This is a genomic window from Pandoraea eparura (genome assembly GCF_902459725.1).
GTDB classification, from domain to species: domain Bacteria; phylum Pseudomonadota; class Gammaproteobacteria; order Burkholderiales; family Burkholderiaceae; genus Pandoraea; species Pandoraea eparura.
Map to the genome: position 1 here is coordinate 424,177 of NZ_CABPSH010000002.1, position 13,527 is coordinate 437,703.

A 13,527-nucleotide genomic window follows, 5' to 3' on the forward strand; every position below is an offset into this window, starting at 1 on the left:
AAGCGCGACAGGAGGGACATGCCCCGTGCCCCCGGCAAGCCCAACCGTGCGGCCGTCTCGACGGCGCGATCACGTCGCGGTGACGCCCCCCGCTATCTCCCCGGCATGTCACCATGGATGGGCGTCTGGCGGCGCAACTTCCTCGTCTGGCGCAAGCTCGCCATCGCGTCGTTGTTCGGCAATCTGGCCGACCCGATGATCTACCTCTTCGGGCTGGGGTTCGGTCTCGGCATGATGGTCGGCGAGGTCGACGGCACTTCGTACATCGCGTTCCTCGCCGCGGGCACCGTCGGCTCCAGCGTAATGTTCTCCGCGAGCTTCGAGTCGATGTACTCGGGCTTCTCGCGCATGCATGTGCAGCGCACGTGGGAAGCCCTCATGCACACGCCGCTCACGCTGGGCGACGTGGTGCTCGGCGAAGTCGTGTGGGCCGCCAGCAAGGCCGTGCTCTCGGGCGTCGCGATCCTGCTGGTGGCCAGCGTGCTTGGCTACGCGCGCATCGACAGCCTGCCGGTCGTGCTGCCGGTGATCCTGCTTGCGGGACTCGCCTTTGCGAGCCTGGCCATGGTAACGACGGCACTCGCGCCGAGCTATGACTTCTTCATGTTCTACCAGACGCTGGTGATGACACCGATGCTGCTGCTCTCGGGCGTGTTCTTCCCGCTGGCGCAACTACCGGCCGCAGCTCGTCACGTGACGGAGTGGTTGCCCCTGGCCCACGCCGTGGCCCTGATTCGTCCGGCCATGCTCGGACGCCCCATCGACCTGCCCTGGCTGCACGCCGGCGCGCTCGCGGTCTATGCGGTCGCCGGGTTCGCCGTGGCGCTCGTGCTACTGCGCAGACGCATCCTTCGGTAACGCCACGGCGCGCCTCCACCCGCACGTCGAAACCAACGAAGTCAACGAAGTCAACGAAGTCAACGAAGTCAACGAAGTCAACGAAGTCAACGAAAAACGGCACCGGAAAATGCGGGTGCCGTTTTTCAGAGGGCATTCGCCGCGACAGCCACGCGACGATACGCAGATACGCCGATTCCTACTTTTGCGCGGCTTCCGCGGGCTTGCCGCCGGGCGCCGCTGCGCCCGTATCTGCCTTGCCGAAGACACCGCTCGGCCCCACGACCACCGTGACGAGATGGTCCGGCTTCACGTGACGCGCGAAAGCGTCCTTTACCTGTGCGGCCGTCACGGCTTCGACGTTGCGGGTCCAGGTGTCGAGGTAGTCCAGCGGCAAATGATAGAAGCCGATCGCAGCCACGTTTGCCAGCAGCTTGCGGTTACTGTCCAGTCGCAGCGGGAAGCCGTTGGTCAGGTTGTCCTTGGCGGCCTGCATCTCCGCGTCGGTCGGCCCGTTCTGCACGAACGTGGCGAGCGTCTCACGCACGACCTTGAGCGCTTCCGGCGCCTGCTCGCGACGCGTCTGCAGACTGATCTCAAACGGCCCTTCCTGCAACTGGGGCATGAAGCCGCTCGACACCCCATACGTCAGGCCGCGCTTCTCGCGCACTTCCGACGTCAGGCGTGACACGAAACCACCGCCGCCCAGCACGTAGTTGCCCACGAGCAACGGGAAGTAATCGGGATCGCTGCGCGCCACCGACGCCTGCCCCGTCACGATATGCGCCTGTTCGGCCGGGTGCGGCAGATCGATCTGCACGGCACTTCGCAACGGCGCCACCGCGGGCATCGCCGGGGGCGTCACCCCCGCCGGCATGGCATCGATGAGCGTGGCCACGATCGTTTCCGCCTGCGCGCGATCGATGTCCCCGACGATCGTGACGACGGCCCGCTTCGGGCTGTACATGTCGCGGTAGAAGCGCACCAGATCGTCGCGCTTTACTGCGCTCACACTGGCCACCGTCGGGCTGACGCCATACGGATGGCTGCCATAGATCGCGCGGCGAAACGCCTTCTCGGCAATCGCCTCGGGCTTCGTATCGGATTCGGCAATCGCCGACGACAGACGCGCCGCCTCGCGCTTGAGCACCGCCTCGGGGAACGTCGGATGTTGCAGAAACTGCGCCATCGCGCCGACCGCGGCATCGCGCTCGGTCGCCGACGACAACGTGCGCAGGGTGACGGTCGCGGCGTCGCGTCCGGCGCTTGTCGCTTCCATCGCCCCCACATCCGCAAATCGGTCGGCAATTTGCGCCTCGGTCAGCGCGGGGCGCCCCGCCGACGCCGCCGCGCCCGCGTCGAGCAAGCCCGCCGTGAGCATCGCCAAGCCCGACTTCCCGGGCGGATCGTAGCGGCTGCCGGCATCGAAATCGATGTTTAGGTCGATCATCGGGATCGAACGGCTCTCGACGAACATCACCTTGGCGCCCGACGGCGCCACCCAGCTTTGAATCGGCAACGCCGCGCGAGCGCTCAGCGGCGTGACGGCGATCGCCACGCCCACCATCCCAGCGGCAACGGCCCCTGCGGCCGCCATCAAGTCCGTGCGCGCAGGCACGGCAAACGCACGCAACAGTGCGGAAATTTTCATCATCGTGTGGCCCTCTCAGCGCAGGTTCTTCAGGTCATCCGCCCCTTGGGCGCGGCGCTTGCGTGTCGCCTCGTCGATCGGCTGCGGCACCAGCGTTGCCACGGTCAACGACGCGTCGCCGAAGTACTTGCCGGCCACCGCCTGCACTTGCGCCGGTGTCACCGCTTTCACCTTTTCGAGCATGCGATCGATCTGCCGCCACGAGATGCCCGACATTTCGTTCAGGCCGATTTCCATCGCCTGCCCGAACACCGAGTCACGCTTGTAGATCTGCGAGGCAACGACCTGTGCCTTCACGCGCGCGAGCTCCACCGCGGTCACGCCATGCGCCGCAATGTCGGCGACTTGCGCGCGAAGCGCCTTCTCGATCTGCTCGGGCGTCTTGCCCTGCGCCGGGGTACCGTCGAGGAGGAAAAACTGCGGCCCACGTCCCACGCCGTCATAGTTGGCACCGACATCGTTCGCGATGCGTTGCTCCCGCACGAGCCGGCTCGTCAGACGCGCATTGTCATAACCGTCGAGCACGGCGGCGAGCACTTGCAATGCATAGACGTCGTCATCCTTCTCGACGTCGGTCAGACGCGGCGCGCGCCACGCGAGCATGACGTGCGGATTCTCGGCCGGCGCTTTCACGAACACCCGACGCACGCCCAGTTGTTCGGGCTCGTTCTGCGGGCGCCGCTCGGGCAACGCATGAGGCTTGATCGGGCCGTAATACGTCTCGGCGAGTTGCTTGACCTGCGCCGGATCGACGTCGCCGCTGACCACCACCACCGCATTGTTCGGCGCATACCAGCGCGCGTACCAATCGCGCGCGTCCTGAACGGTCATGTGTTGAAGGTCGTCCATCCAGCCGACGATCGGACGACGATACGGATTGGCAACGAGCGCCGAGGCCATCAATTGTTCGTAGAGCAATGCGCGCGGCTGATCGTCCGTGCGGAGTCGGCGCTCCTCCATGACCACCTGGATCTCCTTCGCGAACTCGTCGCCGGCGAGCGTGAGATTGGCCATGCGGTCGGCCTCGAGACGCATCATCTCGGGCAGACGCGACTTCTCCGTCTGCTCGAAGTACCCGGTGTAGTCCTTGCTGGTGAACGCGTTCTCGCGGCCCCCCAGCGCGGCAACCTGACGCGAGAACTGGCCGGGCCCGACCGTCTTCGTGCCCTTGAACATCATGTGTTCGAGCACGTGGGCCACGCCCGTGGTGCCATTGAATTCGTCGAGCGAGCCGGCGCGGTACCAGACCACATGCGCCACCGTCGGCGCGCGGTGATCTTCTCGCACGATCAATCGCAGCCCGTTCGATAGCGTGAATTCCGAAGTGTTATCGGTCGTTTTGCTGCCCGTCGTGTCGGCCGCCTGGCTCAGGCATGTCACACCGGCCAGGATGAGTCCGGCCAAGGCATGTCGCCAGCGCATGGTTCCCGTCATGGATCCCCTTTCGCCCGTCGTGGACGTCGATTCGCGTCTGATAAAATAGGTCGCATTTCCCGCGTTGGAAACCACGACCCGCCCATTGTAGGGTGTTTTGTGCGACGCGAATGGCAGGACAAATCACAGACGCACGCCGATCGCGTGCGCCCACGTCGAGTTCTTCACCCCATGTTCAGTTTCTTCAAGCGCTTCAAGTCGGGCGGCAACAAGGCCGCCGAGACGAGTGCCGCATCGACCGAATCGACCGCCGCCGAGTCGGCCCAATCGCTGGACGCGCCCGAATCGCTGCACTCGCCGATCGATGGCGCTGCCGCGCAGGCCGGGATCGCCCCGGCCCAACCCGCTGCGCCCGCCCCCGCGAGCCCGCCGCAGCCAGTCGCACCGGCCATCGCCCCCGTTTCCGCACCGGCTGCGGCGCAAGCGCCCGCCGCCCCGGCAATCGCCCCGCGCTCGCCGCTCAGCCCGGTCGAAAATGTGGAACCGTCTGAGCCGGCGAAGGGGCATGTCCCAACGCTCGTCGTGCCAGCGCAGTCTGCGCCGTCGCTCGCCCCGCAGATCGCGCCCGAACGGTCCGGATCGGCTGGATCGGTTGAGTCTGTTGAGTCTGTCGAGTCTGTCGAGTCGGCTGAGTCGGTTGAGTCGGTTGAATCGACTGAATTGGTTGAGTCCGTTGAGTCGGCTGAGTCGGCTGAGTCCGCTGAGTCCGCCGAACCGACCGCCCCGCCCCCGCCCGTCGTCGTCAAGGACGTGCATGGCGACGCCATCGGCGAGATCGTCGCCGCACCCGCCCCGGCACCGGCGGCCAAGCGCTCCTGGCTCTCGCGCCTGAAGGCGGGACTGTCGAAGACGAGCGCCGGCCTCACGGGCATCTTCATCGGCGTGAAGGTCGACGACAACCTGTTCGAGGAACTGGAAGACGCCTTGCTGATGAGCGACGCCGGCGTGGAAGCCACGGCGTTCCTGATCGGCGCCCTGCGCAAGAAGGTGAAGGCCGAACGGCTAACCGAAGGCGAGCAGGTCAAACGCGCCCTGCACGATCTTCTGGTGGAACTGCTCAAACCGCTGGAGCAAAGCCTGGTGCTGGGTCGCGAAGCACCGTTGGTCGTGATGATCGCGGGCGTGAACGGCGCCGGCAAAACGACGAGCATCGGCAAGCTGGCCAAACACTTCCAGCACTATGGCCAGTCTGTGCTCCTCGCTGCCGGCGACACGTTCCGCGCGGCGGCACGCGAACAACTGGCAATCTGGGGCGAGCGCAACAACGTTGCCGTCGTCTCACAGGAAAACGGCGACCCGGCCGCCGTGGTGTTCGACGCCGTGAATGCCGCTCGCGCACGCAAGATCGACATCGTGATGGCCGACACCGCTGGCCGCCTGCCCACGCAACTGCATTTGATGGAAGAGCTGAAGAAGATCAAGCGCGTGCTGGGCAAGGCCGCCGAGGGCGCGCCGCACGAAGTGCTGCTCGTGATCGACGCCAATACAGGACAAAACGCGCTTACGCAGGTCAAGGCGTTCGACGACGCGCTGCAGCTCACCGGGCTCATCGTCACGAAGCTCGACGGCACGGCCAAGGGCGGCATTCTCGCCGCGATTGCGCGCCAGCGTCCGGTGCCCGTGTACTTCATTGGCGTGGGCGAGAAGGTCGAGGACCTGCAGCCGTTCTCGGCACGCGAGTTCGCCGACGCCCTGCTCGGCTAAATCAGCGAAACCAGTTGGTTCGGCTGGTTCGGCTGGTTCGGCTGGTTCGGCTGGTTCGGCTGGTTCGGCTGGTTCGGCTGGCTCGACTGGTTCGGCTGGCTCGACTGGCTCAACTGGTTCGGCTGGTTCGGCTGGTTCGGCTGGTTCGGCTGGCTCGACTCGCTCGACTCGCTCGACTGGCTCAACTGGCTCAACTGGCTCAACTGGCTCGACTGGCTCGACTGGCTCGACTGGCTCGACTGGCTCGACTGGCTCAACTGGCTCAACTGGCTCAACTGGCTCAACTGGCTCGGCTGGCTCGGCTGGCTTGGCGGCCCCGGCCAAGCCAGCCGGTAGACACGGCCAGCGACACCGGCCTCAACGTCAACGGCCCGCCACGTCATGTGGGCGGGCCGTTGGCTTTTCAGGCGGCCCACATCGGTGCGACCGGGCGTCAATGCCTTACCACTGCTGCACAACGAGTCCCGCGCAAAGCCCCCACATCATCATGCCGACGATGCCGTCGAGGATCTGCCAGGCACGCGCGCGAGAGAACAACGGTGCGAGCCACCGCGCGCCATAGCCTAGCGTGGAGAACCACAGGACGGACGCCGTCATCGCGCCGGCGGCGAACCAGGTATTCCCGGGCGACGCCTCGCGCGCGCCGATGCCGCCGAGCAGAATCACCGTGTCCAGATAGACGTGGGGATTGAGTATCGAGAGCATCAGGGCGAGCACGAACGCACGCGACCAGTGCATCTCCTGCATGGCTGCGCGGCTGCCGTCGGCCTGCAGGGCCCCCGCACCGCGCAATGCGGCCCGCCACGCGCGCAGGCCGTACCAGAACAGGAACGCCGCGCCGCCCCACGTCACCGCCGTCAGGAAGCGGGGATAAGCGGCGATCAGGCCCCCCATGCCGGCCACTCCCGCCGCAATCAGGATCATGTCGCAGATGGCGCAGACGGCCACAACCACGCCAACGTGACGTCGAAGAATGCCTTGGCGCAGCACAAATGCATTCTGGGCGCCAATGGCCACGATGAGGCTGGCGCCAAGCGCCATGCCCCGCCAGAACGCGGGATCGACCATCGTGCGGCTTACTCCGCGTCGGGCTGCGCCTCGGGCGCGGCACGGCGGAAAGCGTCGAGCGTCAGGCAGTGCGCGGTCACCGCGGCGATGCGCGGGAACGGTGTCATGTCCACCCGGAATCGGTTGGCGTTGTAGACCTGCGGCACGAGGCAGCAGTCCGCCAGCGTCGGGGTGTCGCCAAAGGTGAACCGGCCTGGCGACGACTGCGCCGCCAGCCGGGCTTCCAGCGACGTGAACCCCTCCATGACCCAGTGGACGTACCATGCGTCCTTCTGCGCATCGGTCACACCGAGGTCGTGCTTGAGGTAACGCAGCACGCGCAGGTTGTCGATCGGATGAATGTCGGCGGCGATGTCGAGCGCCAGCGCCCGCACCTGGGCGCGCGCGACCGGGTCGGCCGGCAGAAGCGCAGGCGTCGGATGTATCTCTTCGAGATACTCGATGATGGCCAACGACTGATGCAGGTTCACGCCGTCCTCGACGAACGTCGGCACCAATCCGTTGACGTTGAGCGCCCGGTACGCCGGTTTTCGCTGCTCGCCGCCATCACGCACCAGATGCACCGGTACGGTCTCGTACGCGAGACCCTTCAAATTCAGGGCGATCCGCACGCGATACGCGGCGGAACTGCGGAAATAGCTGTACAGCGTGGACATGGCTGACCTCAGGGGCGGAAATTGGGAAGGCGCGGTGTCGGGGTCAAGCCCCAGGTGCCGCGCCTGAACACGAAATGGTACTTCAAGCGCTGGCCCCGATGACACCTGATTGCGTATGATGGAGTGGTATCCGGCGGCAGGATCACGGCGGCTCGCCGTCCCCTGTACCGCCCCCGCGACCCTCACCACCGACGTGCCATGACCTCTGCCGCCCCCTTTGCCTGTGCCCCGCTACTCAAAATCATCGCCCGCGGGGCGAAAGGCGCCCGGGCACTGGACGCCGACGAGACGCGCACCCTGTTCGACGCCATCCTTGCCGAGCGCGTGGCCCCGGCGGAGCTGGGCGGGGTTCTGATCGCCTACCGCATCAAGGGCGAGACGCCGGTCGAACTGCGCGCGATGCTCGACGCCGCGCACGCGACGTTCACACCGCTCATCGCCCCTGCCGATGCTCCGCCGCCGGTGCTGCTGCCCAGTTACAACGGGGCCCGCAAGCAACCGAATCTCACGCCGCTGCTCGCGCTGCTGCTCGCCCGCGAGGGCATTCCGGTACTCGTGCATGGTCAGCATCACAGCGGCGCGAATCGCGTGGGTTCACAAGCGATCTTTGCCGCGCTGGGTCACGCGGCCTGTCAATCGGCGGACGAGGCCGAGGCGGCTTTGCGCACGCGTCGCGTCGCCTACCTGCCGATCGCGGCGCTTTCCCCCGCACTGGAGCGGCTGCTGGAGATGCGTGCCGCGCTGGGCGTGCGTAACTCCGGCCATACCGTCGTGAAGTTGTTACAGCCGTTTGCCGGCCCGGCGTTGCGGCTCGTGAATTACACCCATCCGGAATATCGGGAGACGCTCAGCGAGATGTTTGCCGTGGCGGCCAACAGCCCGGCACCGGGCGTACTGCTCGCGCGTGGCACGGAAGGCGAGCCGGTCGCGGATGCCCGCCGCCAAGCCGCCATTGACGGCTTTTCGGACGGAACCTACCAGCTATGGCAAGCCGCGGAAGAGGGGGCCACGGGCACGCCGCCGATGCTGCCGGCCGCTGACGCGACGGCCACCGCACGGTGGATCGAAGCCGTGCTGGCCGGCAACATTGCCGTGCCCGCACCGATCGCCCGGCAAGTCGAGGTGATTCGCCAGGCGCTCGGACGCGTCAGTCGGTCGATGCCATGCGGGTCGCCTGCCACGAGATAAGGTGCCATTCGTCGGCCTCGAGCACGTGCACGGCCGTGTAGGCCATCTGCGATTCCAGCGATCCGGTGGCGGTTTCCAGCTCCACCTTCAGCTTGCCGGTGACGACCACGGTGTCGCCGAACTGGCGCAACTCCTGTGCCCGGATATCGATGTCGAGGTAACGGCGGCGGCCCGAGGTGAGCGCGTCGAGGAATTCGCGCTTCGATTCGCGTTTGCCGTTCGAATGCACATAGTGGAGGCCGTCGGCCAGGAGGGCGTCGAGCTGTTCGACATCCCCCTCGACCATCGCGTCAAAGCGCGCCGATTCGCGTTCGCGTACCGCGTCAATGTGCTTTCCCGCCATGTCGACCTCCCGTCGTCGTCGCCCCAAACGCTCGCGGCTTGGGTTGCAATTTACACCATCCGCGTGACGTTTGCGCCAGTGACTTCCCCCGTTTGACGGGGGGTGCTGGAAAACCCCGAGACAGCGGAAACTTCCCGCCCGGTAAGGGTTCTAACGTCTTTAGCACTCATCTGGAGAGAGTGCTAAAATGCTTTCCCAGAGGCTAACCAGGAGTCTGCCACTTGAGTACTGCCGCCACTTTGCATCCGACGACGCCGGCCACCGGCACGGCGCCGACTTCGCGTGCCCTTACGCTTGCCCCGTCGGCGTTGATGCTGCCGGGCAGTCTGGGCAATATCGAGAGCTACATTCAGGCTGTCCACCGCATTCCGCTGCTGAGCGCCGAGGAAGAGCAGTCGCTCGCCAAGCGTCTGCGTGAGAACGACGACCTCGAAGCCGCTCGCCAGCTCGTGCTCTCGCACCTGCGTCTGGTGGTGTCGATCGCGCGTAACTACCTCGGCTACGGTCTGCCGCACGCCGACCTGATCCAGGAAGGCAACATCGGCCTGATGAAGGCCGTCAAGCGCTTCGATCCGACCCAGGGGGTGCGACTCGTGTCGTATGCCATGCACTGGATCAAGGCCGAGATTCACGAGTATGTGCTGCGCAACTGGCGCACGGTCAAGGTCGCGACGACCAAGGCCCAGCGCAAGCTGTTCTTCAATCTGCGTAGCCAGAAGCAAGGCCTGCAGGCGTTCACGCCGGACGAGATCGATCAGGTCGCCCGCGATCTGAACGTCAAGCGCGAAGACGTCATCGAGATGGAAACGCGCATGTCGGGCGGCGACATCGCCCTGGAAGGTCACAGCGACGACAGCGACAGCGCAAGCTTCGCTCCCATCGCTTACCTGGCCGACTCGCACCAGGAGCCAACCGCCGTGATCGCCGCGCGCGAGCGCGATCACCTGCAAAGCGACGGCCTGCAAACCGCACTCGGCCGTCTCGACGCACGCAGCCGCCGCATTATCGAAGCGCGCTGGCTGTCGGTGGCCGACGACGGCAGCGGCGGTGCCACGCTGCACGAACTGGCGGACGAATTCGGCGTGTCCGCCGAGCGCATCCGACAGATCGAAGTCGCCGCGATGAAGAAGATGAAGGGCGCGCTGCAAGCCCTCGCCTAACCCATCGATCGAATCCGCGTGTGGCAATGCGACACATTGCCACACGCGACGGCCGACAACGAAACCCCGTGAAACTCACGGGGTTTTTTATTGGACTTCGAAAGTTCACGCATCATTTGCGCCGGATTTGATGCATCGCAAGGTCGTGCGCGGGCGCGATCGATAGAATCGATGCGTACGTGGCCATGCTGCGTGCATGGGACGGCCCGGGGGCCGTTCGCTGCGCCGGACCCTTGTCTCGAATCCATTTCTCGTCGGCCGTCTTCCCTGACGGCGGAACTGCATCGAACGGGTGTCACCTGCGTGTCATCCGCCCCCCGCGCCGCGGTTTGACATTTTCAAGCGATAAGGCAAAATGCGCCGAAAGTCGACGCTGTTTCCAACACAACGACTTTCGATGCCAGGAGCCGTCACGGATGGACACCCACTCTCCTAGCAGTCTGAAACCGCCCGCCACGGCCGCGCCTGTCGCGGCGTCGCGTCCCGCTATCGCCGTCTGGGCGATCCGGCGCTGGCGCAACCGCCCGTCCCGCTTCATGTTCGAAATCCTGATCGTCCTCGCGATCAAGGTAGCACTCCTTTTCATTCTGAAGCACGCGTTCTTCGACGCGCCGATGGCCAAGCACATGCAATTGCCACCGGATGTCGTGGCGCGCGCCCTGATCGGGCCGCAAGCCGTCGAAGCGCCATCCCCCACCCCAAGTCAAGGTGTCCGCCATGATCAGTAGCGAAGTCGTCGACCTCTCGCGCCTGCAGTTCGCCATAACGGCGTTGTATCACTTCCTGTTCGTCCCACTCACCCTGGGCCTGTCCTGGCTGCTTGTCATCATGGAGTCGGTCTACGTGATGACCGGCAAGCCGGTCTACAAGGACATGACCCAGTTCTGGGGCAAGCTCTTCCTGATCAACTTCGCGATGGGCGTGACCACCGGTCTCACGCTCGAATTCCAGTTCGGCACCAACTGGGCTTACTACTCGCACTACGTCGGTGACATCTTCGGCGTGCCGCTCGCGATCGAAGGCCTGATGGCGTTCTTCCTCGAAGCGACGTTCGTCGGCCTGTTCTTCTTCGGCTGGAACAAGCTCTCGCGCATTGGCCACCTTGCCACCACGTTCGCGGTGGCCTTGGGCTCGAACCTGTCGGCGCTGTGGATTCTCGTGGCCAACGGCTGGATGAACAATCCCGTCGGCGCGCACTTCAACTACGAGACCATGCGCATGGAGCTCACGAGCATCTGGGACGTGATCTTCAACCCGGTGGCCCAGGTGAAGTTCGTGCACACGCTCTCGGCCGGCTATGTGACCGCCGCCATGTTCGTGCTCGGCATCTCCGCGTGGTATCTGCTCAAGCGCCGTGACGTGCCGTTCGCGCTGCGCTCCTTCGCCGTCGCGGCGGGCTTCGGTCTGGCCTCGACGCTGTCGGTCATCGTGCTGGGCGACGAATCGGGCTACACCACGGGCGAGGTGCAGAAGGTCAAGCTCGCCGCCATCGAAGCGGAATGGGAGACGGCCAAGCCGCCCGCATCGTTCACACTGTTCGGCTTGCCGAACCAGAAGGAAGCGCGCACCGACTATGCAGTGAAGATTCCCTGGGCGATGGGCCTGATCGCTACGCGCTCGATCGACACGCCCGTGATCGGTCTCACGCAATTGCGCGACGAACACAAGGAGAATATCCGGCGTGGCATGCTCGCGTTCGCGGCGCTCGAGAAGCTGCGTGGCGGCGATACCTCGCCAGCCGTACGCGCCGAATTCGACAAATACAAGGACGATCTCGGCTACGGCCTGCTGCTCAAGAAGTACACGCCGAACGTTGTCGATGCCACGCCTGAGCAGATCCACCTGGCGGCCAACGACACGATCCCGCCGGTCGCGCCCGTGTTCTGGTCGTTCCGTGTGATGGTCGCGCTGGGCTTCCTGTTCCTGTTCACGTTCGTCTGGGCATTCTGGCTGTGCGCGCGTCGTCGCTTGCTCAAACCGCGCTCGGCGTGGTTCCTGCGCTGGACGGTGTGGGCGATTCCGCTGCCGTGGATCGCCATCGAATTCGGGTGGATCGTCGCCGAGATGGGACGCCAGCCATGGACCATCGCCGGCGTGCTGCCGACGCACCTCTCGGCGTCGTCGCTCTCGGCAACCGACCTGTATCTGAGCCTCGCGGGTTTCATCGTCTTCTACACCGCGTTGCTTATCATCGAAATGTTCCTGATGGTGAAGTACGTCAAGCTCGGCCCGTCGTCGCTGCACACCGGCCGCTATCACTTCGAGACCGACGGCACCGACGGCGTAGCGATCACCGCCAAGCGTCCGACCGCATCGGTCTGATCGTCAGGGAGACACCACATCATGATGATCGATTACACCGTACTCAAGCTGGTCTGGTGGGTGCTCATCGGCGTACTGCTGATCGGCTTCGCCTTCTTCGACGGCTTCGACATGGGCACGGCCACGCTGCTGCCTTTTCTGGGCAAGACTGACGCTGAGCGTCGCGTCATCATCAACACCGTCGCCCCGACCTGGGAAGGCAACCAGGTCTGGTTCGTGACGGCGGGCGGCGCAATGTTCGCCGCCTGGCCGCTGGTCTACGCGGCCGCGTTCTCGGGCCTTTACTGGGCGCTGCTGCTCGTGCTCTTCGCCTTGTTTCTGCGCCCCGTCGGCTTCGACTACCGCAACAAGCTGCCGAGCGCGCGCTGGCGCAACTCGTGGGACTGGGCGCTGTTCGCCGGCAGCGTGGTGCCGTCGCTGGTGTTCGGCGTGGCCTTCGGCAACCTGCTGCTCGGCCTGCCGTTCTCGTTCGACAACACCATGCGCTCGACCTACACGGGCTCGTTCTGGGCGCTGCTCAACCCGTTCGCGCTGCTGTGCGGCCTGGTGAGCCTGCTGATGCTGCTCACGCACGGCGCAGCCCACCTACGCATGAAGGCCGATCCGATCGTGGCCGTGCGCGCCGGACGCATCATGCGCCTCACCGCGCTGGGCACGCTGCTGCTGTTCCTGGTGGCGGGCATGCTCGTCGCCACGCACGTCGACGGCTTCGCCATCACGAAGATGGGGGCGACCGACTCGCCGGCCAATCCGCTGCTCAAGCAGGTGATGACCGGCCCCGGCCTCTGGCTCACGAACTATCAGACCTATCCGTGGATGATCGCGGCACCGGTCGTTGCGTGCCTGTGCGCACTGCTCGCAGCCGTGCTGGCGACCAGCCGGGCCTACGCGTGGACGTTCGTCGTCACCGGGCTGATGATGGCCGGCATCATCCTCACTGCCGGCTTCTCGATGTTCCCGTTCGTGATGCCCTCGGCCACGGCGCCCGGCAATAGCCTGACCATCTGGGACGCCACCTCGAGTCAACTCACGCTGCAAATCATGCTCATCGCCGTGGTCATCTTCCTGCCCATCGTCCTGCTCTACACCGGCTGGGTGTATCGCGTGATCCGCGGGCGCGTGACAATCGAGACGGTCAACGACAACCCGCACACGATGTATTGA

General features: G+C 65.4%; 13 protein-coding genes. 7 read left to right on the forward strand and 6 right to left on the reverse strand.

What is annotated here, in order from left to right; translation table 11 throughout:
• The first annotated feature begins 18 nt into the window (after window positions 1–18).
• Window positions 19–858 carry an ABC transporter permease gene (locus tag PEP31012_RS06045; RefSeq protein ID WP_281355416.1) on the forward strand — a complete coding sequence of 280 codons (840 nt, stop codon included), beginning with the start codon at window positions 19–21 and terminating at the stop codon, window positions 856–858.
• A gap of 178 nt (window positions 859–1,036) precedes the next feature.
• On the opposite strand, the gene PEP31012_RS06050 is transcribed toward PEP31012_RS06045, so the two are convergent.
• Window positions 1,037–2,434, reverse strand: coding sequence for a M16 family metallopeptidase (locus tag PEP31012_RS06050; RefSeq protein WP_425494934.1), 1,398 nt, complete (start codon window positions 2,432–2,434; stop codon window positions 1,037–1,039).
• Between the two features lie 69 nt (window positions 2,435–2,503).
• The gene (locus PEP31012_RS06055; protein ID WP_150588423.1) at window positions 2,504–3,922 is read right to left on the reverse strand and encodes a M16 family metallopeptidase; all 1,419 of its coding nucleotides are present in this window, start codon (window positions 3,920–3,922) and stop codon (window positions 2,504–2,506) included.
• A gap of 171 nt (window positions 3,923–4,093) precedes the next feature.
• Between PEP31012_RS06055 and ftsY the strand changes: the two genes are divergently transcribed.
• Complete coding sequence (gene ftsY, locus PEP31012_RS06060; RefSeq protein WP_150588424.1) at window positions 4,094–5,626, forward strand: signal recognition particle-docking protein FtsY; 1,533 nt, start codon at window positions 4,094–4,096, stop codon at window positions 5,624–5,626.
• Here the strand turns inward: ftsY and PEP31012_RS23600 are convergent.
• From PEP31012_RS23600 to maiA, 3 genes are read right to left on the reverse strand one after another with little or no spacing between them, the layout of a single operon-like run.
• Complete coding sequence (locus PEP31012_RS23600; RefSeq protein WP_174978131.1) at window positions 5,623–6,009, reverse strand: hypothetical protein; 387 nt, start codon at window positions 6,007–6,009, stop codon at window positions 5,623–5,625. The genes ftsY and PEP31012_RS23600 overlap by 4 nt on opposite strands.
• Window positions 6,010–6,067: 58 nt before the next feature.
• A complete protein-coding gene (locus PEP31012_RS06070; RefSeq protein WP_150588425.1) occupies window positions 6,068–6,694 on the reverse strand; it encodes a LysE/ArgO family amino acid transporter in 627 nt (208 codons plus the stop codon).
• Window positions 6,695–6,702: 8 nt separating this feature from the next.
• Window positions 6,703–7,350 (reverse strand): maleylacetoacetate isomerase, encoded by a 648-nt coding sequence (maiA, locus tag PEP31012_RS06075; RefSeq protein WP_150588426.1) that lies wholly within the window; start codon window positions 7,348–7,350, stop codon window positions 6,703–6,705.
• Between the two features lie 198 nt (window positions 7,351–7,548).
• Between maiA and ybiB the strand changes: the two genes are divergently transcribed.
• Entirely contained in the window at window positions 7,549–8,538 is a 990-nt protein-coding gene (gene ybiB, locus PEP31012_RS06080) for a DNA-binding protein YbiB (RefSeq protein ID WP_150588427.1), read from the forward strand.
• Here the strand turns inward: ybiB and PEP31012_RS06085 are convergent.
• A complete protein-coding gene (locus tag PEP31012_RS06085; protein ID WP_150588428.1) occupies window positions 8,498–8,881 on the reverse strand; it encodes a nuclear transport factor 2 family protein in 384 nt (127 codons plus the stop codon). The genes ybiB and PEP31012_RS06085 overlap by 41 nt on opposite strands.
• Before the next feature lie 221 nt (window positions 8,882–9,102).
• On the opposite strand from PEP31012_RS06085, the gene rpoH reads away from it, so the two are divergent.
• The 4 genes from rpoH to cydB all read left to right on the forward strand — a co-directional run bounded on the left by rpoH (window position 9,103) and on the right by cydB (window position 13,527).
• A complete protein-coding gene (gene rpoH / locus PEP31012_RS06090) occupies window positions 9,103–10,041 on the forward strand; it encodes an RNA polymerase sigma factor RpoH (RefSeq protein ID WP_150588429.1) in 939 nt (312 codons plus the stop codon).
• Between the two features lie 416 nt (window positions 10,042–10,457).
• Window positions 10,458–10,769: a cytochrome oxidase putative small subunit CydP gene (cydP, locus tag PEP31012_RS06095; protein ID WP_150588430.1), complete on the forward strand. Its 312-nt coding sequence runs from the start codon at window positions 10,458–10,460 to the stop codon at window positions 10,767–10,769.
• Window positions 10,759–12,363: a cytochrome ubiquinol oxidase subunit I gene (locus PEP31012_RS06100; protein WP_150588431.1), complete on the forward strand. Its 1,605-nt coding sequence runs from the start codon at window positions 10,759–10,761 to the stop codon at window positions 12,361–12,363. Before cydP ends, PEP31012_RS06100 begins: the two co-directional genes overlap by 11 nt.
• 27 nt (window positions 12,364–12,390) lie before the next feature.
• Entirely contained in the window at window positions 12,391–13,527 is a 1,137-nt protein-coding gene (gene cydB, locus PEP31012_RS06105; protein ID WP_174978162.1) for a cytochrome d ubiquinol oxidase subunit II, read from the forward strand.